29 protein-coding genes are annotated in these 24,626 nt (G+C 62.6%); 21 read left to right on the top strand and 8 right to left on the bottom strand.

Translation table 11 applies throughout. The annotated features are described in order from the left end of the window. Positions 1-6: 6 nt before the first annotated feature. A complete protein-coding gene (locus M5G17_RS03980) occupies positions 7-636 on the bottom strand; it encodes a lytic polysaccharide monooxygenase auxiliary activity family 9 protein (RefSeq protein ID WP_273891714.1) in 630 nt (209 codons plus the stop codon). A gap of 99 nt (positions 637-735) precedes the next feature. Next, complete coding sequence (locus tag M5G17_RS03975) at positions 736-993, bottom strand: DUF2790 domain-containing protein (RefSeq protein WP_273891713.1); 258 nt, start codon at positions 991-993, stop codon at positions 736-738. Positions 994-1,359: 366 nt separating this feature from the next. Here M5G17_RS03975 and M5G17_RS03970 point away from each other — a divergent pair, with 366 nt between their 5' ends. Continuing rightward, positions 1,360-1,731 carry a GNAT family N-acetyltransferase gene (locus M5G17_RS03970; protein ID WP_420793335.1) on the top strand — a complete coding sequence of 124 codons (372 nt, stop codon included), beginning with the start codon at positions 1,360-1,362 and terminating at the stop codon, positions 1,729-1,731. Here M5G17_RS03970 and def read toward each other — a convergent pair. From def to M5G17_RS03950, 4 genes are all read right to left on the bottom strand, one after another. Continuing rightward, complete coding sequence (gene def, locus M5G17_RS03965) at positions 1,683-2,222, bottom strand: peptide deformylase (protein ID WP_273891711.1); 540 nt, start codon at positions 2,220-2,222, stop codon at positions 1,683-1,685. The genes M5G17_RS03970 and def overlap by 49 nt on opposite strands. After that, a complete protein-coding gene (locus tag M5G17_RS03960; protein ID WP_273891710.1) occupies positions 2,212-3,198 on the bottom strand; it encodes a YihY/virulence factor BrkB family protein in 987 nt (328 codons plus the stop codon). Before M5G17_RS03960 ends, def begins: the two co-directional genes overlap by 11 nt. A 166-nt stretch (positions 3,199-3,364) precedes the next feature. Then, positions 3,365-3,544, bottom strand: coding sequence for a CsbD family protein (locus tag M5G17_RS03955; protein WP_273891709.1), 180 nt, complete (start codon positions 3,542-3,544; stop codon positions 3,365-3,367). Between the two features lie 106 nt (positions 3,545-3,650). After that, entirely contained in the window at positions 3,651-4,067 is a 417-nt protein-coding gene (locus M5G17_RS03950) for a hypothetical protein (RefSeq protein ID WP_273891708.1), read from the bottom strand. A 201-nt stretch (positions 4,068-4,268) separates the two neighbouring features. Here M5G17_RS03950 and M5G17_RS03945 point away from each other — a divergent pair, with 201 nt between their 5' ends. After that, a complete protein-coding gene (locus tag M5G17_RS03945) occupies positions 4,269-4,652 on the top strand; it encodes a hypothetical protein (RefSeq protein ID WP_273891707.1) in 384 nt (127 codons plus the stop codon). Here M5G17_RS03945 and M5G17_RS03940 read toward each other — a convergent pair whose 3' ends face one another. Further along, a complete protein-coding gene (locus M5G17_RS03940) occupies positions 4,653-5,489 on the bottom strand; it encodes a CvfB family protein (protein ID WP_273891706.1) in 837 nt (278 codons plus the stop codon). It abuts the gene before it with no gap. A gap of 146 nt (positions 5,490-5,635) precedes the next feature. Between M5G17_RS03940 and M5G17_RS03935 the strand changes: the two genes are divergently transcribed. Beyond that, the gene (locus M5G17_RS03935) at positions 5,636-6,505 is read left to right on the top strand and encodes a DUF6279 family lipoprotein (RefSeq protein ID WP_273891705.1); all 870 of its coding nucleotides are present in this window, start codon (positions 5,636-5,638) and stop codon (positions 6,503-6,505) included. A 261-nt stretch (positions 6,506-6,766) separates the two neighbouring features. Here M5G17_RS03935 and aceK read toward each other — a convergent pair whose 3' ends face one another. Beyond that, a complete protein-coding gene (gene aceK / locus M5G17_RS03930) occupies positions 6,767-8,488 on the bottom strand; it encodes a bifunctional isocitrate dehydrogenase kinase/phosphatase (RefSeq protein WP_273891704.1) in 1,722 nt (573 codons plus the stop codon). 185 nt (positions 8,489-8,673) lie between these two features. Here aceK and M5G17_RS03925 point away from each other — a divergent pair, with 185 nt between their 5' ends. The 18 genes from M5G17_RS03925 to M5G17_RS03840 all read left to right on the top strand — a co-directional run bounded on the left by M5G17_RS03925 (position 8,674) and on the right by M5G17_RS03840 (position 24,625). Beyond that, the gene (locus tag M5G17_RS03925; RefSeq protein ID WP_273891703.1) at positions 8,674-9,558 is read left to right on the top strand and encodes a DMT family transporter; all 885 of its coding nucleotides are present in this window, start codon (positions 8,674-8,676) and stop codon (positions 9,556-9,558) included. A gap of 414 nt (positions 9,559-9,972) precedes the next feature. Next, complete coding sequence (locus M5G17_RS03920; protein ID WP_273891749.1) at positions 9,973-10,809, top strand: ABC transporter ATP-binding protein; 837 nt, start codon at positions 9,973-9,975, stop codon at positions 10,807-10,809. 39 nt (positions 10,810-10,848) lie between these two features. Then, entirely contained in the window at positions 10,849-11,847 is a 999-nt protein-coding gene (locus M5G17_RS03915; protein WP_273891702.1) for an ABC transporter substrate-binding protein, read from the top strand. A gap of 29 nt (positions 11,848-11,876) precedes the next feature. After that, on the top strand, positions 11,877-12,653 hold the full coding sequence (locus tag M5G17_RS03910) for an ABC transporter permease (protein WP_273891701.1): 777 nt from the start codon (positions 11,877-11,879) through the stop codon (positions 12,651-12,653). Next, on the top strand, positions 12,653-13,417 hold the full coding sequence (locus M5G17_RS03905) for an SDR family oxidoreductase (protein WP_273891748.1): 765 nt from the start codon (positions 12,653-12,655) through the stop codon (positions 13,415-13,417). Before M5G17_RS03910 ends, M5G17_RS03905 begins: the two co-directional genes overlap by 1 nt. Positions 13,418-13,432: 15 nt before the next feature. Next, positions 13,433-13,972 (top strand): cupin domain-containing protein, encoded by a 540-nt coding sequence (locus M5G17_RS03900; protein ID WP_273891700.1) that lies wholly within the window; start codon positions 13,433-13,435, stop codon positions 13,970-13,972. A gap of 4 nt (positions 13,973-13,976) precedes the next feature. Continuing rightward, the gene (locus M5G17_RS03895) at positions 13,977-14,846 is read left to right on the top strand and encodes an alpha/beta fold hydrolase (protein WP_273891699.1); all 870 of its coding nucleotides are present in this window, start codon (positions 13,977-13,979) and stop codon (positions 14,844-14,846) included. After that, positions 14,843-15,670 (top strand): IclR family transcriptional regulator, encoded by an 828-nt coding sequence (locus tag M5G17_RS03890; RefSeq protein WP_038996562.1) that lies wholly within the window; start codon positions 14,843-14,845, stop codon positions 15,668-15,670. Before M5G17_RS03895 ends, M5G17_RS03890 begins: the two co-directional genes overlap by 4 nt. Before the next feature lies 1 nt (position 15,671). Continuing rightward, on the top strand, positions 15,672-16,472 hold the full coding sequence (locus tag M5G17_RS03885) for an SDR family oxidoreductase (RefSeq protein WP_273891698.1): 801 nt from the start codon (positions 15,672-15,674) through the stop codon (positions 16,470-16,472). Then, positions 16,465-18,147, top strand: coding sequence for a thiamine pyrophosphate-binding protein (locus M5G17_RS03880; protein ID WP_273891697.1), 1,683 nt, complete (start codon positions 16,465-16,467; stop codon positions 18,145-18,147). The genes M5G17_RS03885 and M5G17_RS03880 overlap by 8 nt, the downstream gene beginning before the upstream one ends. 10 nt (positions 18,148-18,157) lie before the next feature. Further along, complete coding sequence (locus M5G17_RS03875; RefSeq protein ID WP_273891695.1) at positions 18,158-18,961, top strand: aspartate dehydrogenase; 804 nt, start codon at positions 18,158-18,160, stop codon at positions 18,959-18,961. A gap of 10 nt (positions 18,962-18,971) precedes the next feature. After that, positions 18,972-20,462: an aldehyde dehydrogenase gene (locus tag M5G17_RS03870; protein ID WP_273891694.1), complete on the top strand. Its 1,491-nt coding sequence runs from the start codon at positions 18,972-18,974 to the stop codon at positions 20,460-20,462. Further along, positions 20,459-21,424, top strand: a complete 966-nt coding sequence (locus M5G17_RS03865) for a VOC family protein (RefSeq protein WP_273891692.1) — start codon at positions 20,459-20,461, stop codon at positions 21,422-21,424. The genes M5G17_RS03870 and M5G17_RS03865 overlap by 4 nt, the downstream gene beginning before the upstream one ends. 13 nt (positions 21,425-21,437) lie before the next feature. Next, positions 21,438-22,580, top strand: coding sequence for an FAD-dependent monooxygenase (locus tag M5G17_RS03860; RefSeq protein ID WP_273891691.1), 1,143 nt, complete (start codon positions 21,438-21,440; stop codon positions 22,578-22,580). Positions 22,581-22,589: 9 nt separating this feature from the next. Beyond that, positions 22,590-22,907, top strand: a complete 318-nt coding sequence (locus M5G17_RS03855; protein WP_273891690.1) for a hypothetical protein — start codon at positions 22,590-22,592, stop codon at positions 22,905-22,907. Between the two features lies 1 nt (position 22,908). Continuing rightward, entirely contained in the window at positions 22,909-23,136 is a 228-nt protein-coding gene (locus tag M5G17_RS03850; protein ID WP_273891689.1) for a recombinase-like helix-turn-helix domain-containing protein, read from the top strand. Between the two features lie 20 nt (positions 23,137-23,156). After that, positions 23,157-24,188, top strand: coding sequence for an aromatic ring-hydroxylating oxygenase subunit alpha (locus tag M5G17_RS03845; RefSeq protein WP_273891688.1), 1,032 nt, complete (start codon positions 23,157-23,159; stop codon positions 24,186-24,188). Continuing rightward, positions 24,188-24,625 carry a Rid family hydrolase gene (locus tag M5G17_RS03840; RefSeq protein WP_273891687.1) on the top strand — a complete coding sequence of 146 codons (438 nt, stop codon included), beginning with the start codon at positions 24,188-24,190 and terminating at the stop codon, positions 24,623-24,625. Before M5G17_RS03845 ends, M5G17_RS03840 begins: the two co-directional genes overlap by 1 nt. Position 24,626: the final 1 nt, after the last annotated feature.

Here is a 24,626-nt window from a genome sequence, read left to right as displayed (position 1 = left end):
GGCAAATTACTGGAAGTTTACGTCGAAGGCCTGGTAGAAAGCGTTGCCAGTATCAGCCACCAGCCACAGCAGCACGATCACATGGTGGCCGCGCTTGTTGGCGGGCAGCTTGACCTCGTGCTCGACCTTGGCCTTGAGCTTGTCCTTGTGGCTGTAGTACGGCGTGTAGGGGTAGAGATCTTCGGCGAACGGTGCCGTATCGAGCTGGGCACGGCTGATGCGTTTGTTGGCATCCCAACCATCTTTGGTAATAAACCAGCGGTAACCACGGGTGATGTGCGCCGCCGTATACTCCCACTTCACGTGAAACGTCTGGCCTGGTGTGACGTTCAACAACGGCCAGTTGAAGGGTGAGCCAAGTTTGGCGGACATTTCCGCATTCGTGAAGTTGACACAGTCACGAGCGTCCTGTTTGCCACCACTTAGAATATATCCGTCTGCGGGGGGGGCAACACTGTCAACGTCCGTCTGGAACGGTGCGGGCACAGGGCCTGCCACCAGGCTTGGGAAGTTTTTGCCGCCTTCCATTTCATTGACCTGCCAATTGCCGAGCAATCCCAATTCGACAGTCTTTGAGCCACGGCTGGCCGGTGAAATGACACGACCGTGACGCAGGTTTTTTTCCGGGCTGTTCATTACATTCACTCCATGTGAGAGAGAAGAAGCTGTCCGTCCTGGACACCTCTTACCCTAGCCCATGCCCTGCAATGCGCAACCCAGAGCTGCCCAACGGTATCAGCCGTTGCTGCAGCCGTCGCCCATGGCGCGGTATTCGATGGTGTGGCGTTGACCTTGATGGTCTTCGTAGGTCATGGTGGCCGGGACCACTTCGCAGACATTGGGAATCGTCGACAAACGGATGACTTTGGCAATATCCAGGTTGTTGCTGTAGTCGTACTGTTCAACAACCGGTTGTGCGGCAGCAGTATTCATTTCATCGGCCATGGCGAACGAAGAAACAGCAACCAGGGCAAGTGCAATTAAATTTTTCATAATAATAGGCCTGCAAAGCAATCAAACTAATCGATTGACTTCATTTGCCAGAACGGGCGCGGAGAAGTTGTTATATCAAGTCATGGGACATAACACGAAGTACCGACCCCACTGCAACTTTCTGTGTGGGATGTGCTTAGTTTACAAGGTACTTCAGCCGGTTAAATCACGAAGCCGGACAATCACTGTTACCGCCTGCGCAACAATACCGCCGACACAACGCCCTCGACACAGCTTGCCGTCGGGTGTAAAAGCCCGGGGTAGAGCCTTTGCCAGATCAAACCCGTGACCCTATTGCGCTATTGCCCGCTGCTCGCCGCCGAGCGGCCCTTGCTGAACAAATTTTACCGAAACCAGGGTTCGCCCATGCGCGCAGCCGCTCAGGGCCAGCTTTGGGTCGCCAGGGCCGACGAAATCGTCGCCGCCTTGTGCCTGAGTGAAGTGCCAGGCGGCCACTGGCTGACCGGGCTGTTCGTCGCGCCCCCCTGGCGCGGCCAGCAAGTCGCCCGGCAACTGATCGAGGCGGCGCTGGATGAGTTGCAAGGCAATGTCTGGCTGTTCTGCCATCCACACCTGGTGAGCTTCTACGCCCAGCAGGCATTCAAGACCGCCGACGCCCTGCCCGCACTGCTGGCCGAGCGCCTGGCCCGCTATCAACGCAGCAAGCCACTGCTGGCGATGGTGCGGGTTCAGTCGTCGCTGGCCGGGTCCAGCCCGGGAAACAGCACGTCGGTATAACCGAAGCGGCTGAAGTCGTGGATGCGCGAGGGGTACAGGCGGCCGATCAGGTGGTCGCACTCATGCTGCACCACCCGCGCATGAAAGCCCTCGGCATTACGCATGATCGGCTGCCCCTGGGGATCGATGCCTTCGTAACGAATCCGCTGGAAGCGCGGCACCACGCCACGCAGCCCCGGCACCGAAAGGCAACCTTCCCAACCGTCCTCGATCTCGCTACCCAACGGCGTGATCAGCGGATTGAGCAGAATGGTCCGCGGCACCGCCTCGGCATCCGGATAGCGCTCACTGCGCTCAAAGCCAAAGATCACCAGTTGCAGATCAATGCCGATCTGCGGCGCCGCCAGGCCAACGCCGCCGACATGCGCCATGGTTTCAAACATGTCGGCAATCAGCCGTTCAAGCTCGGCACTGCCGATCATGTGCGTCGGCACGGGCGGGGCGATGCGCAGTAAACGCTCATCGCCCATTTTCAGAATGTCATGAATCATGCTGGCTTCGACTCAGGGGTTCGCTGGCAGGCGTGGTCTCATGATCGAGCGAATGATCACGACCCAGCCCGGAAACATGCTTTTTATCATGCTCATGGCCCCCGCCTTTGAAGTCTTTTTCGCCGGGAGCCTTGCCTTCCTCGGACATGTGCTCGATCACCGCATTCATCTCAGCGCCCAACAGCAATACGGCAGCGGAAATGTAAAAGTACAACAGCAGGACAATGATCGCGCCGATACTGCCGTACATCGCGTTATAGTCGGCGAAAGTCTTGACGTAGTAACCAAAGCCCAGCGACGCAATGATCCACACCACCACCGCCAGCACCGAACCTGGGGTGATGAAGCGAAACTTCTGCTTCACATCGGGCATGACGTAGTAGATCAAGGCCACTGCGACCATCATCAGGATGATGATCGCCGGCCAGCGCAGCACGGTCCAAAGGGTAACGATGAACTCCTGCATGCCGATTTGCGAGGCAATCCACTCCATGACCTGCGGCCCCAGCACCATTAGCGCCGCTGCAGCCAGGAGCATACCGGCGATGCCGACGGTATAGATGACCGACAGCGGAATGCGCTTCCACGGCGGACGCCCTTCAACCACGTCATAGGCCGCATTCATCGCGCTCATCATCAGCCGCACGCCGGCCGACGCTGTCCACAGGGCGATGACGATACCCACCGAGAGCAGCCCGCCCTTGGATTGCTGCAACTGGTCGATCACCGGGTTGACCTGCTCCAGCGCCTGGGGTGGCAGGACCAGTTCCGACTGCAGGCGCAGCCAGGAGAAGAAGTCCGGCAAATGCAGAAAACCGATCAGGGCAATCAGGAACAGCAGGAAGGGAAACAGCGAAAACAGCATCTGGTAGGCCAGTGCCGAAGCATAGGTGGACATCTCGTCATCGAGAAATTCCTTCACGGTGCGCAACAGCACGCGGTGCAACGGCAAGCCGCGCAGGTCGGGAAAAATCATGGCGTCTCCTTTCGCTGCTCGAGGGTCATGGCGGGGCACCTCAAACACTTGTCAGACAGGTTCTGAGCTGAAGTCTAATCGACGATCGCCTCACAGTTGCGATTGATTGACGCAGATAGCACAACGGCCATCCTGGGATGGCCGTTGTGTTGAGCGCGCGCAGGGTTCAAGGCTTTTTCACGGCATCCTTGACCTTGCCAACCACCTGCTGGGCTTCGCCTTTGCGCTCCTGCAGCTCGCCTTCGGCGCGCAGGCGATCATTATCGGTCACCTTGCCGATACCTTGCTTGATGTTGCCAACGGCCTCGTTGGCCATGCCTTTGACTTTATCTTTAGTGCCACTCATGGGAGTTCTCCTGAAGGGGAAATAACACGCTGTCAGAGTCGACAGTCTGTGGACCCGTGGCCTGTTGCGAGAGTTTCAATTATTTTCCCGGTGGCAAACAGCAGGATCAGTGTTTCATGGCATCGCATTGGGCACGCAGGTCGCGATCATCGATACTGCCGCAACTGCTGCCTTTCATGGCGTTGCAGTAGGCACGCTGGTCGCGGTCATCGATGGAGCCACAACTGCCTCCCTGGGTTTCGGCGTTGCAGGCAGCCCGCAGGTCGCGGTTGTCGATACTCCCGCAACTACCGCCTTTCTTGGCATTGCAGTACGCGCGCTGATCACGGTCATCGATCGAGCCACAGCTGCCGCCCTGGGTTTCAGCATTACAAGCGGCACGCAAATCGCGGTTATTGATACTCCCGCACGAGCTCCCTTCGCGGGCATAACAGTAAGCACGCTGGTCAGCGTCACCGATACTGCCGCACCCTGCATAGGCGTAGCCACTGAGCATCAACAGCAGGGCAATCACAACTCTCATCGACGGTCTTCCTTGAGTTGCCGGGATGCAGCCCGGCGCTGTTCGAACATTTCGGAGGGACAGCGCATTTGCGCGCTATCAAATTGATATCAATCCCGACAAAAAGTTCCATCGTAGCCAGCACGCGCGACGGCGGCTTTATGTTTCATGCCAATCCCAGCACAATAAGCGACCTTTCAAGCGTCACCCGTAGGAACCTGCATGAAACTCGACAAACCCACCGCCATTGCCCGCCGCAACCAGGAACTGGAAAGGCCAGTACTCAACAGCGACAACACCCTGTTTGCCGTGCTCGACACCAAGCGCAGCCTGTGGTGGTTCGATGTGCCGGTAAAACTGGTACTGCGCAAAGGCACGGCCGACTGGGTCAACCTGCTGTTGCACACACCAGAGACCGATGAGCTGCAGCACTTGAAGGTGCCGGTGAACTTCCTCAAAGCCCATCAGGAAAAAATGGAATTGCGCAAACCGGGCAAGCGTCGCTCGACATTCAGCCTGGCGCTGAGCGCCGATCGCGACTCGCTGCTCGAAGACCTGCGCCCAGGCGGTGAAAACCTGAAATTCGCAGGCTTCAAGCAGGTCTGATCAGGCCAGTTCGATGCGGTCGGCGTGGATGACGATGCGGCCATCCTTGTACAAGGCACCGATGGCTTTCTTGAAGTTGCCCTTGCTGACCCCGAACAGGTCGCTGATCAATTGCGGGTCGCTCTTGTCGCTGACCGGCAGCACGCCGTTGGCGTCCTTGAGCTTGGCGAGAATCTTGTCGTGCAGGCTGTTGGCCAGGTCCTGGCCAATGGGCTGCAGGCTCAGGGCAATCTTGCCGTCGCTGCGCAGTTCCTTGACGTAGCCCTTCTCCTGCTTGCCCGAACGCAAGAACTTGAACACTTCATTCTTGTGGATCAAGCCCCAGTGCTTGTTGTTGATGATCGCCTTGAAACCCATCGGGGTTTCTTCAACCACCAGCAAGTCGACTTCCTGGCCAACCGTGTAGGTCGCAGGCAGCTTGTCCAGATACCGGTCCAGGCGCGCAGTGGCGGTGATGCGGCGAGTGCGCTTGTCGAGATAAGCGTGCACCACGCAGTACTCGCCAGCCTTCATCTGGCGTTTTTCTTCGGAGTACGGCATCAGCAGATCCTTGGGCAAGCCCCAATCGAGGAAAATGCCGATGCTGTTGATCTCCTTGACCTTGAGGCTGGCGAATTCGCCGACCTGCAACTTGGTCTTTTCCGTGGTGGCGATCAGCTTGTCTTCGCTGTCGAGATAGACAAAGACGTTCAGCCAGTCTTCGACCTCGGTGGGCGTGTCCTTGGGGATGTAACGGTTCGGCAGCAGAATTTCGCCGTCCGCTCCACCGTCCAGGTACAGACCGAAGTCCGTGTGCTTGACCACTTGCAAAGTGTTGTAACGCCCAACTAAAGCCATTTCCGAAAAATCCTCGTTGCGAGCGGGGCATTCTACACCTCAAGCGGCGATTGCGCCCGGTTGCCGATGACGGCCTGTCAGCAAAATGAACCGCACAGCTTTGCCCTGTTCTATAAAGACAAGCAAGCCTTCGCAAGGATTCGCTCATGTACGCCTGCCTGTCCAAGTACCTGCGCACCGTTCTGTTGCTGGTGATATCGGCCTTGCTGGTGATCGCCTGCAACCGTATCGACCTGGCCTACCGCAACCTCGACATGCTGGTGCCCTGGTCATTGAACGACTACCTGAGCATGAACCGCCAGCAGAAAACCTGGCTCAATGAACGACTCAAGCAGCAACTGGCCTGGCATTGCCGTACACAGTTGCCGGCTTACCTGACCTGGATCGATGAAATCCAGGTGATTGTCGCCAGCAACAGCGTGACCGACCAGCAGTTGCAACTGCGCACCGAGCAGGCCCGCCAAGCGATTGCCAAGGTCGCCGAGCAGATCACCCCCTCGGCTGCCGAACTGTTGCGCAGCATGGACGATGAGCAGGTGCGGGAAATGCGCCAGGCCTTTGCCGACGACATCCGTGAACGTCAGGCCAAGTACGTCGACACCCCCCTGGCGCGGCAGATCGAACGGCGTGCCGAGCGCATGGAGCAGCGCCTGAGCACCTGGCTGGGTGAACTCAGCCCGCAACAGAAGTTGCGGGTCATGACCTGGTCCCAGGGACTGGGCGAGCAGAATCGCCAGTGGATTGCCAACCGCGCACATTGGCAGGCGCAGTTCAGTGCGGCCATGGACCAGCGTCATGCCGACAACTTCGAGCCACGCCTGGACATTCTTCTGAAAAAGCGCGAAAGCCTGTGGACCCCGGAGTACCGCATCGCCTTCCAGCGTACCGAGCAAGAGGCACGGCGGTTGCTGGTGGACGTGATGGCGCAGAGCAGCGAGCAACAGCGCCAACACCTGGAGCACAAGCTTGGGCAGGTGCGGCAGAGCTTCAGCGAGTTGAAGTGTTTGAAGGGTTGAACCTACCAGTCACCACCCCGCGCTCCCGCCTTGCACCAAGGCCGACAACGCCGCTCTCGCAGACCATGGCACGTTGCAACAAATGTGGGAGCCGGCCTTGCCGGCGATGCTCCGCGCGGGCGGCGCTCGATTTCAAGGACGCCACAAGCCTTGTGGCATGCACCTACGTCGCCATGAGGCCAATGCAGCCAGCACTTCACACGGCGCCTGGAGTACGAGCGCTTCGCGCACGAATCGCTGGCAAGCCAGCTCCCACAGTGTTCAGCTCTCCCGGCACTTGCGCCGGTACGGGAACACATCGATCACCTTGCCGCCACGAATCGCCGTCTGCAGACTTTTCCAATAATCGGCATCGTACAGTTCGCCATGCAACTGGTTGAACAGCCGGCGCTGGCCGCTATCGGCGAACAGGAACGGCGGAAACTCTTCAGGGAACACATCCAGCGGCCCGATCGAGTACCAGGGCTCGGAGGCCATTTCATCCTCCGGCGTGCGCGGCGCAGGAATGTAGCGGAAGTTGACTTCGGTGAGAAAACAGATCTCATCGTAGTCGTAGAACACCACCCGCCCGTGACGGGTAACGCCAAAGTTCTTCAGCAGCATGTCACCCGGAAAGATGTTCGCCGCCGCCAGTTGCTTGATGGCCAGGCCATAATCCTCCAGGGCCTCGCGCACCTGGGCGTCGTTGGCGTTTTCCAGGTAAAGGTTGAGCGGGGTCATGCGCCGCTCGGTCCAACAGTGGCGAATCAGCACAGTGTCACCGTGCACTTCGACCGTGGACGGTGCCACCTCCAACAGCTCGGCCAGGCACTCGGGCTCGAACTTGCTCAAGGGGAAACGGAAATCGGAGAACTCCTGGGTGTCGGCCATGCGCCCGACACGGTCGACGCTTTTTACCAGCCGGTACTTTTCGATCACCGTGGCGCGGTCGACGTTCTTCGACGGCGAGAAGCGGTCCTTGATGATCTTGAACACAGTGTTGAAGCCCGGCAGGGTGAACACGCTCATGACCATGCCACGCACGCCCGGGGCCATGATGAAACGGTCATCGGTGCCGGCCAGGTGGTTGATCAGGGCCCGGTAGAACTCCGATTTGCCGTGCTTGTAGAAACCGATCGAGGTGTAGAGTTCGGCAATGTGTTTGCCCGGCAGGATGCGTTTGAGAAAGCCGACGAACTCGGCCGGTACCGGCACGTCGACCATGAAGTAGGAACGGGTGAAGGAGAAGATGATCGACACGTCGGCTTCGTCAGTGATCAGCACGTCAATCTCGATGCCATGGCCTTCGCGGTGTAGCAGCGGGATCACCAGCGGCCATTGCTCATCCTGGGTGTACAGGCGCCCGACCAGGTAGGCGCCCTTGTTGCGGTACAACACCGACGAAAACAGCTCCACAGCCAGGGCCGGGTCCTTGCACACCCAGTCCGGCAGGTTTTCACGCAGTTGCCCTTCAAGGCGCGCCAGGTCACCGGCAAGGTCCGCATAGGGTACATCGAAGCGATAGTCGGCAAAGACCTGCGCCAGCAACCCGCCGAGGCTGCTTTGAGGCCGGTAGGTGCGGGTTTGCGCGGCCCGCTCGTGGCTGCGCAACGACGGCCGGGTGGTATGGATGAACATGCTGCCGTCGCTGATCAGGTCATGGCTGAACAGGCTGCAGAAGATCGAGTTGTACCAGGTTTCCGACAGTTCATCGTCCAGGCGCGGGTCAATCAGGCCTATATAGGCACTCTTGACCAATGGCCACAACGACACATCGAGCAGCACCTGGTCATCGAAGCCCTGGTGCAGCCAGCCGCTAACCTCGCTGACTTTTTCCTCATACAGGTTGATGCGCGCCGCCGAGGCGCTCTGGGTCTGTTGCCACTGGGCCTGTTCGAAACGCTCACGGGCACCGTCGGTGATCTGCCGGAAATGCTCGCGGTAATCGTCGAAGCCATCGAGGATCATCCGGGCGATATCGGCGGCCGGCCATTGCTGGGGCATACGTCAGACCTCTGCGGGAATGTCAAAGCCTGAGCTTAGCCAGTCGCCATGGGCAGGGAAAGCCTGTTGGCGCGGCTGTATCGGCCAAACTCGCCTAACGGCGAATTCAAGCGCAAGAAAGGGAGAGAGCCCAGCCTGGTTTGTAACGTAAACTCGCGCCCTGCCCCAAAGGACCCGGAGAGCCCATGAGCCCCATCGCCATTTCCCGCCTGTTGATTCTTGCTGCTGTCTGGGGGGCGAGCTTTCTGTTCATGCGCATCATTGCACCGGTGCTTGGCACCCTGCCCACGGCGTTCTTTCGCGTCTGCATTGCCTGCCTCGGCCTGCTGGTGATACTCGCCCTGCTGCGGGTGCGCTGGGACTTCAACGGCAAGCTCAAGGCCTGCCTGGTGCTGGGCATGATCAACTCGGGGATCCCGGCCACCCTGTATTCAGTGGCGGCCCAGGTGTTGCCGGCTGGCTACTCGGCAATCTTCAATGCCACCACGCCATTGATGGGCGTGCTGATCGGCGCGCTGTGCTTTCGCGAGCCAATGACCCTGGCCAAGCTCAGCGGCATCTTTCTCGGCTTGTTCGGTGTCGGCATTCTCAGTGGCACAGGCCCAGTGGCGTTTGATGCCAAGCTGATGCAGGGCGCCCTGTCGTGTCTGGCGGCGACCGCCTGTTACGGCCTGGCCGGCTTTCTTGCGCGGCGCTGGCTCGACCAGCAAGGCGGCCTCGACAGCCGGCTGTCGGCGCTGGGCAGCATGCTGGGCGCGACCTTGCTGCTGTTTCCGTTGTTCAGCTACAGCGTGCTGACCCAGCCGCCGGCAAGCTGGGGTGGCTGGCAGGTGTGGGCGTCGTTGCTAGCGCTGGGGCTGGTGTGTACCGCCTTTGCCTACATCCTTTACTTCCGCCTGATCAGCGAGATCGGCCCGGTCAAATCCAGCACCGTGACCTTCATGATCCCGGCCTTTGGTGTGCTGTGGGGTGCCTGGCTGCTGGACGAGCCGCTGTCGATGGCGCACCTGTATGGCGGGCTGCTGATTGCCGTGGCGTTGTGGCTGGTGCTCAAGCCTGCTCGTGCCTGACAGGACCTGTGGGGCCTTGCCGGCGATGAGTCCGGCACAGGCAGCAACATCATCCGCTGACTGAATTGCGACCGCTGCGCGCTCGATCGCTGGCAAAGCCAGCTCCCACAGTCCGACGCATGCAGATGTTCCTGGTTTCACCCATGAAACCAGCTTTCACTTCCGTTACCGAAAAAAGCCCCTCTACCTTGCATCAACAATTGCCACGCGCAGTTGTTGTGCAATTTCGTGCCATATAGAAAACCATGTTTTATATATGGAACATGTGATTTTTTACAACCACACAGCAAACCATTAATAAATAAGAAATTTCTACATTTTCTGCAGGAATTTTCAATATGGCATTGTTCATGCACCAAGCGGCGTATCACCTACAAAACAGACCAGAGAGCTTCCCCAATGGCTGTGAAAGAGATGTACGCAATCCCCTCTCAATGGAATACACCGCACTCCAAGGAAGACCTGGAACCGACCGAAATCGAATTTCGTAATGTCGGTAAATGTTTCCCGGCCAAAGGCAAGGCCGAGGCGCCCTTCGCCATTCGCGAGGTGAACTTCAAGATCCGCCGCGGCGAGGTGGTGTCGATCATCGGCCCATCCGGTTGCGGCAAGAGCACCATCCTCAACATGGGCTCCGGCCTGTACCGCCCCAGCGAAGGCGAAGTCTTCGTCGGCGGCGAAGCCGTAGTCGGGCCGGTGCGCAAAGTGGCCTTCATGCTGCAGAAGGACCTGCTGATGCCCTGGCGCAGTATCCGCCGCAACGTCGAGCTGGGCCTGGAGATTCAGGGAATGGCCGCCGCCCAGCGCCAGCCGATTGCCGAAGATCTGCTCAATCGCTGCCACCTGCAAGGCTTTGCCGACCACTACCCGTTCCAGTTGTCGGGCGGTATGCGCCAGCGCGCCGCCCTGGCCCGGACCCTGGCCATCGACCCGCAGGTACTGTTCCTCGACGAGCCGTTTTCGGCCCTCGATGCGCAAACCAAGATGATCCTGCAACAGGATCTGGCGCGGATGCTGTTCGAGGAGAAAAAAACCGCGCTGTTCATCACCCATGACCTGGTCGAGGCGATTGCCATGTCCGACCGCCTGCTGGTCATGAGCGCCCGCCCCGGCACCATCATCGAAGAAATCAGCGTCGACCTGCCGTTTCGTGACAACCCGCTGGAGCGCCGCAAGCTGCCAGAAATCGGCCCGCTGGCCGGGCGCCTGATGGAACTGCTGAAAGTCGGCGAAGACACCGAACTGCATTGATCAACGGCCCCCGGCCCTTCAACCGATTCAGGAGTACGCATGTTCAAGTCCCTGCAACGCCTGGCACAGACTTCAGTCATCGCCCTGGGCCTTGGCCTGGCGCTCAGCGCCCAGGCAGAGCCGACCAAGGTCACCTACCTGCTGCCCGCGCCGCCCAACTCGCCGGCCTTTGCGCCGTGGATCATTGCCAAGGAAAAGGGCTACTACCGTGCCAGGGACCTGGACCTGACCTTCATTGCCGCCAAGGGCGGAGTCGATGTCGCCAAGCAAATCGGCGCCGGCAACGCCATGCTCGGCGGCGCCATCGGTGACACCCCGATCGTGGTTCGTGCCAACGGCATTCCAGTGCGTGCGGTGGCCGTGCTCGGGGCTGGCGGGGTGACCATGATCGCCACTAATGCCAGCGAGAACATCCAGACGATCAAGGACCTCAAGGGCAAGACCCTGACCGTGATGTCCTACTCCGACACCACCTACTACGCCCTGCTCGCTTCGCTGCGCAAGGCCGGCCTGAGCAAGACCGATGTCGATATCCAGGCCGCCGGCCCATCGGGGGTGTGGCAACTGTTCTCGGCCAACAAGGCCCAGGCCATGGCCGGGGTGCCGGACTGGGTAGTCAATGCCGAAGAAGCCGGCGTGAAGATCAACCTGATTCCGCAAAACGAAATCTTCGAGAGCATGGCCCAGGCGATTCTCGCTTCGGACGAGGCGATCCAGAACCAGTCGCAGGTGGTCGGCGGTGTGGTCCAGGCCACCCTTGAGGGCATGCGCGACATCATCGAAGACCCGAAAGCCGCCGCCGCCACCTTCGCCAAGGCCGTCCCGGCTTATGCCGGCAAGGAAGCGGCGCTGGAGAAAACCTTGCGCCTGTACGTCGAGCACGTCTACGCCAACCAGACCGTACTCGGGCGCATCGACCCGGCCCGCCTGGACGCGGTGCGCACCTTCTACGTCAGCGAAGGCATCGTCGCCAAGGAACCCAAGCTGGACGAGCTCTACAGCAACCAGTTCATCGAAACCACCACGGCAGCGCAATAAGCCTGGATGCATAACAAGGTATTAGCCCGATGAGAAACCTCAACACCTCCGTGCTCGGCAGCATCGCCCTGCTGATCCTGTTCCTGCTGCTCTGGCAGTGGGGCCCCGGCCTGCTCGGCATGCCCGAGTTCGTCATGCCGCAACTGAGCCGCGTAGCCCAGGAAAGCGTATTGATGTGGCAGTCCAGCGGACTGCTGCAACACACCCTGATCACCGCCTTCGAGATCATCGTCGGCTTTGGCCTTGGCGCCCTGCTGGGCGTGGCCATCGGTGTGTCGCTGGGCCTGTCGCCGTCGGCCGAGGCCATGCTCTCGCCATACATCCTGGCCCTGCAGATCGCCCCGAAAGTCGCCTTCGCGCCGCTGTTCGTGATGTGGCTGGGCTACACCATCTACCCGAAGATCCTCATCGCCATCCTCATCGTGTTCTTCCCGGTGATGATCAACGTGCTCTCGGCAATCCGCACCGTTGACCCGGACATGATCAACCTGGTGCGCACCATGAACGCCAGCCGCTGGCAGATCTTCCGCCTGGTGGAGTTTCCCTCGGCCATGGCCGCACTGTTCTCCGGCCTGCGCATCGCCTCGACCCTGGCGGTGATAGGGGTCACCGTCGGCGAGCTGGTCGGCGGCAACCAGGGCCTGGGCTTCCTCTTGGTCGACGCTGAAGGCCAAGGCAACACCGCCGGGGTCTTCGTCGCCATCGTCATGCTCACCCTGATCGGCGTGCTGGCCTACGGCGCGGTGGTCTGGGCCGAGAAACGCGTCCTGCACTACCTGCCCAAAGCCATGCTGAGTACTCAATGATGAACCCATTCAACGCCATGCTCGAAGGCCGTCGCGTGCTGGTCACCGGTGGCGCCCGCGGCCTGGGCTATGCCTTCGCCCAGGCCATCGGCCAGGCCGGTGCCCGGGTGGTGATCGCCGACATCCTCGCCGAGCGCGTCCAGCAGGCAGCCTGCGAGCTACGTGAGCAAGGCCTGCAGGTGACCGGTGTGACCCTCGACCTCGGCAACCCCGATTCGATCACGGCCTGTGTCGCCGAAGCCACCGTTCAACTGGGTGGCCTCGATGGCCTGGTCAACAACGCCTCGATCACCAACTCCGGCGGCAAGAGCTGCGAGCAACTGGACATCGACACCTGGGACCAGGTCATGCAGGTCAACGTCCGTGGCACCTGGCTGATGACCCGCGCCTGCCTGCCTGCCCTGCGCGCCAGCGGCAAGGGCGCGGTAATCAACCTGGCCTCCGACACACCGCTGTGGGGCGCACCGAACCTGCTGGCCTACGTCGCCAGCAAGGGCGCGATCATCGCCATGACCCGCAGCCTGGCCCGCGAACTGGGCACTGACAACATCACTGTCAATGCCATCGCCCCTGGCCTGGTGCTGGTCGAAGCCACCGCCTATGTGCCCGAGGCGCGCCACCGCCTGTACACCGAACAACGGGCGATTCAGCGCCCGCAACTGCCCGAGGACGTCAGTGGCGCCGTGCTGTTCGCCCTGTCCGACCTGTCGCGTTTCATCACTGGACAAACCCTGCCGGTCAACGGCGGGTTCGTCATGCCTTGATCAGGAGAGAGACCCATGACTGACCTATCCGTACAAAACGACGCACCAAAGACCTGGGACCAACCTGCTGGCTCGGACCTGGCCGGCTGGATGCAGACCCGCATCGCCCGCTATGAAACCCGCAAGTACGACTGGGACGCGCTGAAGTTCCAGGCCGATTACGACCCCAAGTTCCGCCGCGCGCAAATGCGCTACGTCGGCACCGGTGGCACCGGGGTCAACAGCGACATGAACACCATCGCCTCGGAGAACTTCACCTTTTCGACCATGGTCATCCCGGCCGGCCATGAAGGCCCGCCGCACATCCATACCGATGTCGAGGAAGTGTTCTTCGTACTGCGCGGCAAGCTCAAGGTGATCATCGAAAAGGACGGCGAGCGTTTCGAAACCGTGCTCACCGACCGCGACCTGATTTCGGTGCCACCAGGTGTATACCGCGAAGAGATCAACATCGGCGATGAAGACGCGCTGATGTGCGTGATGCTCGGCGCAAAAAAACCGGTCACCCCGACCTATCCGCCAGCGCACCCGCTGGCCTCGATCAAGCGCGGTTAAGCCCATGTCGCACGCCACCGACCACTCGCTCGCCGGCCTCGAAGCCCAGTTGCAGCAGCGCTTTGCCCAGCGTCTGGTGCAACTGGCCGACGGCGCCCAGGCGATCCGCGAAGCCGGGCACGGGCCTGCCATGGTGCTGCTGCACGGCATCGGCTCGGGCGCCGCGTCCTGGCTGCAGGTGGCGCTGCAACTGAGCCAGCGCGCCCGGGTAATTGCCTGGGATGCCCCGGGTTACGGCGACTCAAGCCCGCTTGCTACACCTGCACCACAGGCAGCGGACTATGCCCGGCGCCTGCTGCAATTGCTCGACGCGCTGAACATCGATGACTGCGTGCTGGTCGGCCACTCCCTCGGTGCCCTCAGCGCTGCGGCGTTGGCCTGCCAGCATCCGCAACGGCTGCGCCGCCTGGTGCTGATCAGCCCGGCACGTGGTTATGGCGACCCAGCCCGGGCCGAGCAGGCGCAACAGGTGCGCAGCCAGCGCCTGCACAGCCTCGAGCAACTGGGCATCGCCCAAATGGCCCGCCAGCGCAGCGCACACATGCTCTCGCCTGCGGCCAGCAGCGAGGCCCGCGCCTGGGTGCAATGGAACATGGCGCGGCTGCAGCCCCAGGGCTATCGCCAGGCCATCGAGCTGCTGTGCGGCGATGACCTGCTGCGTTACACCGCAAGCACCGTGCCTTGCGAAGTCCATTGCGGTGCCGCCGACAGCATTACCCCGCCCGCCGACTGCCAGGCCCTGGCGGCTGCGCTGGATGCACCGTTCCAGCTAATTGCCGGGGCCGGCCATGCTAGCCCGATCGAACAACCCGAGGCCGTGGCAAGCCTGCTTGCCCGAGCCCTCGAAGCCTCACTGACAGGTACTGCGCTATGAATGATTCGGATCTGTTGAAAGACAACCAGGACAAGTACATCGTCCCCGGCCTTGAGCGCGGCCTGTTGCTGCTCTGTGAATTCAGCCGGCAAAACCGCACCCTCACCGCGCCGGAGCTGGCGCGGCGCCTGGAGCTGCCACGCTCGACCATCTTTCGCCTGCTGACCACCCTGGAAACCATGGGCTTCGTCACCCGCAGCGGCAATGAGTACCGCTTGGGCATGTCGGTGCTGCGCCTGGGCTTCGAGTACCTGGCTTCGCTGGAACTGACCGAACTGGGTCAACCGCTGCTGGCGCGGCTGTGCGATCACCTGAACTACCCGAGCAATCTGGTGGTGCGCGACGGTCGCTCGATTGTCTACGTGGCCAAGGTTTCGCCGCCGTCGGTGTTCTCCAGCGCAGTCAACGTCGGCACCCGCCTGCCGGCCCACGCCACGGTGCTGGGGCGCATCCTGCTGGAAGACCTGAGCCTGGCCGAGTTGCGCGAACTGTACCCGGAAGAGCATCTGGAACAGCACTCGCCATGCACGCCGAAAACCGTGCTGGAGCTGTTCGACCTGGTGCAGAGCGACCGTCAGCGCGGCTATGTCAGCGGCGAAGGCTTTTTTGAATCATCGATCTCAACCATCGCCGCCCCGGTGCGCGATCACAGTGGCCGGGTGGTGGCCGCCATGGGCGTGACCATCCCCACGGTGCAGGTTGCTCACATCAATTTCGACGGTTTGCTCGGCCATGTCCGTGGCAGTGCCGACGAGCTGTCGCGCCTGCTCAACTACACCCCGCACGCTGGCAACGGTCGCGTCACTGCTTTGATGAGGGATTGAGATGAGCAACCTTTATCAACTGCACGGCAGCACCGCGATCGTTACCGGCGGCTCCTCCGGAATTGGCCTGGCCTGCGTCGAGCAACTGCTCGAAGCCGGTGCTGCGGTGGCCTTCTGTGGCCGTGATCAACAGCGGTTGGACAGCGCCCAAGCGCGCTTGCGCGAACGCTTTCCCCAGGCCCGTTTGCTAGCCCAGGTCTGCGACGTGCTCGACAGCCAATCGGTGCAGGCCTTCGCCGCCGCGAGCCTGGCCGCACTGGGCCCGGCCCGGGTGCTGATCAACAACGCCGGCCAAGGCCGCGTCTCGACCTTCGCCGACACCAGTGACGAGGCCTGGAGCGAAGAGCTGCAGTTGAAGTTCTTCTCGGTGATCTACCCGGTGCGCGCCTTCCTGGCGCAACTGCAGAGCCAGGCCGGCGCCTCGATCGTCTGCGTCAACTCGCTGCTGGCCAGCCAGCCGGAGCCACACATGGTCGCCACCTCAGCGGCGCGTGCGGGCCTGAAAAACCTGGTGCGCTCGATGGCCACCGAGTTCGCCGAACAGGGCATCCGGGTCAACGGCATCCTCATCGGCCTGGTGGAGTCCGGCCAGTGGCGCCGGCGCTTCGAGGCCCGCGAAGAGCGTGACCTGGACTGGTCGCAATGGACCGCGCAACTGGCGCAACGCAAACACATTCCCCTGGGTCGCCTGGGCCTGCCCCAAGAAGCAGCCCAAGCGATTCTGTTCCTGGCTTCGCCCCTGTCGGCTTACACCACTGGCAGCCATATCGATGTTTCTGGAGGCCTGTCCCGCCATGCGTAATGAAAACACTGTCACCGTTGGCGCTGCCATCACCGCGTTCCTCGAACAATGCGAGGTCAAGGCTGCCTTCGGCGTGATCTCGATCCACAACATGCCGATCCTCGATGCCTTCGCCGTGCGCGGCAACATCCGTTTCGTCATGGCCCGGGGTGAAGCCGGCGCGACCAACATGGCCGATGCCTATGCCCGCACCACTGGAGGCCTGGGCGTGTGCCTGACCTCCACCGGCACCGCTGCCGGCAATGCTGCCGGGGCGCTGGTCGAAGCGCTGACCGCCGGCACACCGCTGCTGCACATCACCGGGCAGATCGAAACGCCGTACCTGGACCAGGATTTCGCCTACATTCATGAAGCCCGCGACCAGTTGACCATGCTCAAGGCAGTGTCCAAGGCCGCCTTTCGGGTACGCAGTGTCGAGACCGCGCTGAGCACGCTCAAGCTCGCCGTGCAAACCGCCCTCACCGCGCCGACCGGCCCGGTCAGCGTCGAGATTCCGATCGACATCCAGTCGACCTTCATCCCCATGCCGACCGACCTCTCGCCGTTGCCGATCCCGGCTGCCGTGCCCGCACCCGAAGCCCTGGACCTTGTCGCCGAACGCTTGGCCTGCGCCACCCGCCCGCTGCTCTGGCTCGGCGGCGGCGCCCGCCACGCCGGTGCGCAGGTCAAACGCCTGCTGGACATGGGCGTTGGCGTGATCACCTCGACCCAGGGCCGTGGCGTGGTCAATGAAGACGACGAGCGTTGCCTGGGCGCCTTCTCGCAGAACAAGCTGGTCGAAGGTTTCCTGCAAAGCTGCGACGCCCTGGTGGTAGCCGGTTCGCGCCTGCGCAGCAACGAGACCTTCAAGTACGCCCTGAAGCTGCCGCGCACCACCCTGCGCATCGATGCCAACCCGGCCATCGAAGGCCGCAGCTACTCCAGTGAGCTGTTCATCTGCGGCGACTCTGCCCTGGCCCTCGAAGGCTTGGCCAATCGGCTTGAAGGCCGCTTGCACATCGACCCGAACTTTCTCGAAGAACTCAAAGCCGTACGCACGCAATCGCGCGCGCAACTGGTGGCCGACCTCGGCCCGTACTCGGCCATGGTCGAGCAGTTGCAGGGCCTGACCGGGCGCAATTTCTCCTGGGTGCGCGACGTGACCCTGTCCAACAGCATCTGGGGCAACCGCCTGCTCAACCTTTACCACCCGCTGTCGGGCGTGCATGCCCTGGGTGGCGGTATCGGCCAGGGCCTGGCCATGGGCATCGGTGCAGCCGTGGCCGCAGCGGAGACCGACCCGCAGCGCAAGGTCTTTGCCCTGGCTGGCGACGGCGGTTTCATCCTCAACCTCGGCGAGCTGGCGACCCTGGTACAGGAGAACGCCAACGTGGTGATCCTGCTTATGAACGATCAGCGCTACGGGGTGATCCGCAATATCCAGGACGCCATCTACGGCGCCCGCCACGCCTACGTCGAACTGCACACCCCGGACTACACCCAGCTCGCCGAATCCATTGGCCTGCGTCATGGCCTGGTCAGCGACCTCAAGGACTTCGGCGCGGTGCTGGACAACGCCCTAAGCCAGGGCGGGCCGTTCCTGCTGGAAGTCGACATGCTCAGCGTCGGCGGCTTTGCCACCCAGTTCGCCGGCCCGCCCAACAGCGAAACCAAAGCCCAGAAAGCCACGGCCTGAGGACTTGAAGATGCTCAATATCACCATGATCGGCTGCGGCGCCATTGGCGTCGCGGTGCTGGAACTGCTGGAGAACGATGCGCAGATGCGGGTCGAGCATGTGATTGCCTCGGCCGGCTCCGAAGCCCTGGTAGAGCAGCGCCTGGCCAGCTTCAAGCGCCCGCCGCAGGTGCTCACCGCCCTGCCCGCCGATGCCCGCCCGGACCTGCTGGTGGAGTGCGCCGGGCACAAGGCGATCGAAGAGCACGTACTGCCGGCGCTGGAGCGCGGTATCGCCTGCCTGATCGTCTCGGTCGGTGCTTTGTCGGAGCTGGGCCTGGTCGAGCGCCTGGAAGCGGCGGCCGCCCGTGGCAATACGCGCATCGAGCTGCTGCCCGGCGCCATCGGCGGTATCGATGCGCTGTCGGCGGCCAAGGTCGGCGGTCTGGACTCGGTTGATTACACCGGCCGCAAGCCGGCCCGGGCGTGGAAGAACACCCCGGCCGAGCAGGTCTGCGACCTGGATGCCATCGACCAGGCCACGGTGATCTTCGAAGGCAGCGCCCGGGAAGCGGCGCGCCTGTACCCGAAGAACGCCAACGTCGCCGCCACCCTGTCGCTGGCAGGCCTGGGCCTGGACCGCACGCGGGTAACGCTGATTGCCGACCCGCGCAGCGACGAGAACGTCCACCACTTCGAGGCCCGGGGTGCCTTCGGCGGTTTCGAGATGAGCCTGCGCGGCAAACCGCTGCAGGCCAACCCGAAGACCTCGGCGCTGACCGTCTACAGCGTGGTCCGCGCCCTGGGCAACCACGCCCATGCCATTTCCATCTAGGGGAACTTTGATGACGCTGGAACAGACTCTACCTATCTGCATCGCCGGCACCTGGCGCCTGGGCGGCGGTGAACGCTACGCCACGCGCTACCCGGCCACCGGCGAGCCGGTGGCCTGGCTCAACGCCGCCAGCCTTGATGACGTCGAAGAAGCGGTGCAAGGGGCTCATCAGGCCTTTCTTAACAGCGGCTGGGCCCAGCGCAAACCGCACGAACGCGCTGCGGTGCTGTACCGCATCGCCGAGCTGATCCGCCAGCGCGGTGAAGAACTGGCGCAGTTGCAGCGCCAGGACAACGGCAAGCCGATCAACGAAACCCGCGCCCTGGTGGCCAGCGCCGCTGGCACTTTCCAGTTTTTCGCCGCGGCCTGCGAAACCCTGGAAGAAACCATCACTCCGTCGCGCGGCGACTTTGTCAGCATGAGCGTGTACGAGCCGATGGGCGTGGTCGCGGCCATCACCCCGTGGAACTCGCCGATCGCCAGCGAAGCGCAAAAGGTCGCCCCGGCCTTGGCCGCCGGTAATGCCGTGGTGATCAAACCCGCGGAAATCACCCCGTTGCTGGCCCTGCAACTGGCGCAGATCTGCGAAGACGCAGGCTTGCCCAAGGGCCTGGTCAGCGTACTGCCGGGCAAGGGGTCGCTGCTCGGAGACGCCCTGACCCAACACCCGCTGATCAAGCGTGTGTCGTTCACCGGCGGAACCAAAACCGGCAAGCACATCGCCCATATCGCTGCCGACAAGATGATGCCGGTATCACTGGAACTGGGCGGCAAATCGCCAACCATCGTCCTTGATGATGCCGACCTCGATCACGCTGTGGCCGGGGTGCTCTACGGCATTTTCAGCTCCTCGGGCGAGGCCTGCATCGCCGGCTCGCGGCTGTTCGTCGCCCGCGCCCTGTATGAGCCGTTCATGCAGCGCCTGGTGGCCGGGGCCGCTGGTTTGCGCCTGGGCGACCCGGCTGACGAGTCGACGCAGATGGGCCCGCTGATCAGCGCCGCGCACCGCGAGTCGGTGGAGCGCTATGTGGCCCTGGGCCTGGCCGAAGGTGGCCGCTTGTTGCTCGGCGGCCAGCGCCCAACCGGCGGTATCTACGAGCAAGGCTACTACTACCCGCCGACCATCCTCGAAGGCCTGAGCAACAGTCAGCAGACCTGCCAGGAAGAAATCTTCGGCCCGGTGCTGGTGGCCCTGCCCTTCGACAGCGAAGAGCAATTGGTCGAGCAGGCCAACGACAGTCTTTACGCCCTCGCCGCCGGCATCTGGAGCCGCGACTACAAGCGTGCGTGGGCCCTGGGCCGCAAGATCCAGGCCGGCACCGTGTGGATCAACACCTACAAGCAGTTCTCCATTGCCACCCCGTTCGGCGGCTGGCGCGACAGTGGCCTGGGCCGCGAGAAAGGCCGCCTCGGCATCCTGCAGTACATGGAACAGAAGAGCCTCTACTGGGGCATGAACGAACAACCGCTGGCCTGGGCCGGTGTGGAGGCAAGGCCATGAGCGTATTGGGCATCGATGAAGTCACCTACGGCGTCGAAGACCTCGACACCTGCGTGCGCTTCTTCAGCGACTGGGGCCTGAACAAGGTCAGCGAACAGGCCGACGAGGTGATCTTCGAAACCCTTAACGGCTGCCGGGTGGTACTGGCCGATATCAACAAGGCTGGCCTGCCACCCGCGATCGAAGCGGGCTCGACGGTGCGCGAAGTGGTCTGGGGCGTTGAAAGCGAAGCGGACCTGGCCCTGTACAGCCAGCGCATCGCCAAGGATCCGGGCTTTGTCGAGGGCAACGGGCGCATCGGCTGCACCGACCCCAATGGCCTGGCGATTCGTCTGCAGGTGACCCGCAAGCGCGCGCTGGACATCGAGTGCAGCGGCCACAACACCTGGCAGACCAAGGGCCGGATCAACAAACCGGCGCCGGTCTACGAGCGCGCCACGCCCATTGAAGTCGGCCACGTGGTGTTCTTCGTCAAGGATGTGAATGCCTGCGAAGCCTTCTACCACGAACGCTTCGGTTTCCAGGCCTCGGACCGCTACCCCAACCGCGGCGCCTTTTTGCGCACTGCCGAAGAAGGCGGCCACCACGACCTGTTCATGCTCCAGTTGCCGGCACCGCGGGCCGGCCTGAACCACGTGGCCTTCACCGTGCGCGACCTGCACGAAGTGTTCGGCGGCGGCATGCACATCTCGCGCAGCGGCTGGAGCACCGAGATCGGACCTGGCCGGCACCCGGTGTCGTCGGCGTTTTTCTGGTACTTCAAGAACCCGGCCGGCGCCCTCGTCGAGTACTACGCCGACGAGGACCAACTGACCGGCGAATGGCAACCCCGCGAGTTCGAGCCCGGCCCGACGGTGTTTGCCGAATGGGCGATTGCCGGCGGCATCGATGGCAACACCCGGCGCCAGCAACATGCCGAAGCGCCGCAAGGCAAGTTCCTTACCGACAAACCCAAACCCTGAGCAGGAGTTGTCCATGTCTTCGTTGAACATTGCCATCAACGGTGCCGGCATCGGTGGGCTCACCGCCGCCATCGCCCTGCGCCAGGCCGGTCACCAGGTCACGGTTTTCGAACAATCCAAAGCCTTCCTGCGGGTCGGCGCCGACATCAACCTTACGCCCAATGCCGTGCGCGCCCTCGACGGCCTCGGCGTCGGCCTGGCTGTGCGTATTCCGGCAGCGCGCCCGACCCACCGCATCAGCCGCCTGTGGGACAGCGGCGAAGAAACCTCGCGCCTGGAAATGGCCGACGCCGCGCAAAGCCAGTACGGCGCACCGCAGTTGACCATCCACCGCGCCGACCTGCTGGCGGCACTGGCCGATGTGTTCCCGCTGCACAACGTGCAGTTCGCCAAACGCGCCGAGCACGTGCTGCAGGATGCCGACGGCGTCGAGCTGCGCTTCAAGGACGGCAGCCGCCATCGCGCCGACCTGCTGATCGGCGCCGACGGCATTCACTCGGTGGTGCGTAATGCCCTGTTCGGTGAAGAGCAACCACGCTTCACCGGGGTGGTCGCCTACCGCGCCGTAATCCCGGCCAGCCGCGTGGCCCAGGTGCCGAACATCCAGGCCTTCACCAAATGGTGGGGGCCGAACCCGCAGAGCCAGATCGTCACCTTCCCGCTGAACCAGGGTCGCGACATCTTTATCTTCGCCACTACCGCCCAGGAAAGCTGGCACCTGGAGTCCTGGACCACCGCCGGTGACGCCGCCGAGCTGCGCAGCCATTACCAGGACTTCCACGCCGATGCCCGCGCCCTGCTCGACGCCTGCGACGAGGTGCTCAAGACCGCGCTGTACGAACGCGACCCGCTGCCGTACTGGTCCGAAGGCTTGATCACCCTGTTGGGTGATGCCTGCCACCCGATGATGCCGTTCATGGCCCAGGGTGCCGGCCAGGCCATTGAAGACGCCGTAGTGCTGGCCCGTCATCTGCACGGTGTGAACACCCCAGCGCAGGTCACCCGTGCCCTGCAGGGCTATCAACTGGCCCGCCTGGAACGCACCAGCCAGATCCAGATCGGCTCACGCGGCAACCAGTGGCTCAAGGCCGGCGGCAACGCCGACTGGGTTTACGGCTATGACGCCTGGAGCGTGCCCACGGTAAGTGCAGCCTGAGGCCCGAACATGAGCGAGACGATGCAACTGACGGTGGTGCTCAAGCACGACCAGTCGAAGAACCTGGAACAGATCCAGGCGCACATGAAGCAGATGGGCTGGTGGGACAGCTTTCCGCCCGCCGGCGTCGAGCTGGTGTCCTGGACCGTGGCCATGGGCCTGGGCCAGATCGTCACCCTGCGCCTGCCGCCGAGCCTGCTCGGCAAGGTCAATGTGGAACTGGAGCGCGCCGCCTGGGGCGTGTTCCGCACCGAATGCTACCCGACGTACGACTTTGTCCCGGTCCGCGAAACGATCCGCGAACGGGTCCGCAATGGAGGTCAATGACATGAACAACAACCAACGCTACCTGGAACCCCATCAGGCGCGCAAACGGCCCAACACCCCGTTCGAGGAGCTGCTTGGCGACTCCATCGAGCGCGCTTACGGCAACGGCGTGACCCAACTGCCCGAGCTGCTGGCACACCTGAACCTGGCCGGGCCGCCCTGCCCTTTGACCAGCGGCGAATGGACCGAAGACTCCTATAAATCCCTGATGGCACGGCTGGGCGCATGACCCGCCGGAGGTAAAACAAGATGAATATGCAATTCACCGTCGACCCTGTTGAGAACCATCTGGCCAACGGCCTCAAAGACCTCTGGTTTCCCGTATTGCCCTCCGAGCTGCTCGGCGACAAGCCGGTATCGGTACGCCGCCTGGGCTACAAGATCGCCCTGTGGCGCGACAACGATGGCAGCGTGCATGCCCTCGAAGACCACTGCCCGCACCGCGGCGCGCCACTGTCCCAGGGCCCGGTGCTGGGTGACCGCCTGCAGTGCCCGTACCACGGCGTCGAAGTGCGCTGCGACGGCACCGTGACCAAGGTCCCCGGCAGCCCGGGCTGCAAGCTCGAAGGCAGCCGCCCGACGCGCATGTTCCATACCCGTGAGGCGGCCGGGGCGATCTTTTTGTTCAACGCCACCGACCCGCACCTGGACGCCCCACCGGAGCTGGTACTGCCCGAGCAACTGACCTCGCCCGAGTGGAGCAGCTTCCTCTGCTACACCGAATGGCAAGGTGACTACCGCTACGTACTCGACAACGTCATGGACCCGATGCACGGCACCTACCTGCACAAGATGTCGCACTCGATGAGCGAAGGCGAAGCCACGGCCAAGTTCGTCACCCGCGATACCGAGCAGGGCTTCTTCTTCGAGAAGGAAGGCCAGCGCGGGGTCAACTTCGACTGGACCGAATTCCTCGACAACGGCTGCCACTGGCTGCGCCTGGAAATCCCTTACCCGAAGACCGGCGGCCCGGGCGGCAACTTCACCATCATCGGCAGCTACACCCCCAGCAGCCGCAGCCTCTCGGCGGTGTTCCACTGGCGTGCCCGGCCGTTGACCGGCTGGCAGCGCGACACCTGGCGCTTCCTCTACAAGAACCGCCTGGAAGCCCGTCACTGGGCAGTGCTGGAGCAAGACCGGGTGTTGCTGGAGTTCATGGAATACGACGCCAATCAGCGCGAAAACCTCTACCAGCATGACCTGGGTGTGGTGCGCCTGCGCCGTTACCTCAAGGGCCAGGCCAAGGAGCAACTGGCGCTGATCGAAGCGAAGCAGCTGTGATGAACCTGCCCGTACAACGTATCCAGGCGCAGGCATTGACCGAGCTGGCCAGCGCCAGTTGGTCCAATGCCCTGCTGCTTGGCGATGAACTGGTGATGTCCGGCATGACCGGCCATCCCGCCACCCGCCAGGCGGCCGAGTGCGGCACGCCACTGGATGCCTACGCTCAGACCCTGGTGGTGCTGAACAAGGCCCGGGCCCTGGTGGAAGCGGCAGGCGGGCACATCGGCAATCTCTACCGCTTGACGGTGTACCTCACCGACATTGCCGACAAGGACGAAGTCGGTCGCGCACGCCGCGACTTCTTCAAAGGTTTCGCCTGTTACCCCACCTCCACCCTGGTTCAAGTGAGCGCCCTGGTGTTCCCTGAGCTGGTGGTGGAAATCGAAGCCAGCGCCCGGCTCGACATTGACTTGCGCACTGCGCCATTGAGGTGAC

The sequence above is a fragment of the Pseudomonas rubra genome, assembly GCF_028656935.1.
In the GTDB taxonomy this organism is placed as follows: domain Bacteria; phylum Pseudomonadota; class Gammaproteobacteria; order Pseudomonadales; family Pseudomonadaceae; genus Aquipseudomonas; species Aquipseudomonas rubra.
The sequence above is the reverse complement of the archived record's forward strand: the minus strand, read 5'-3'. Positions and strand labels throughout refer to the sequence as shown.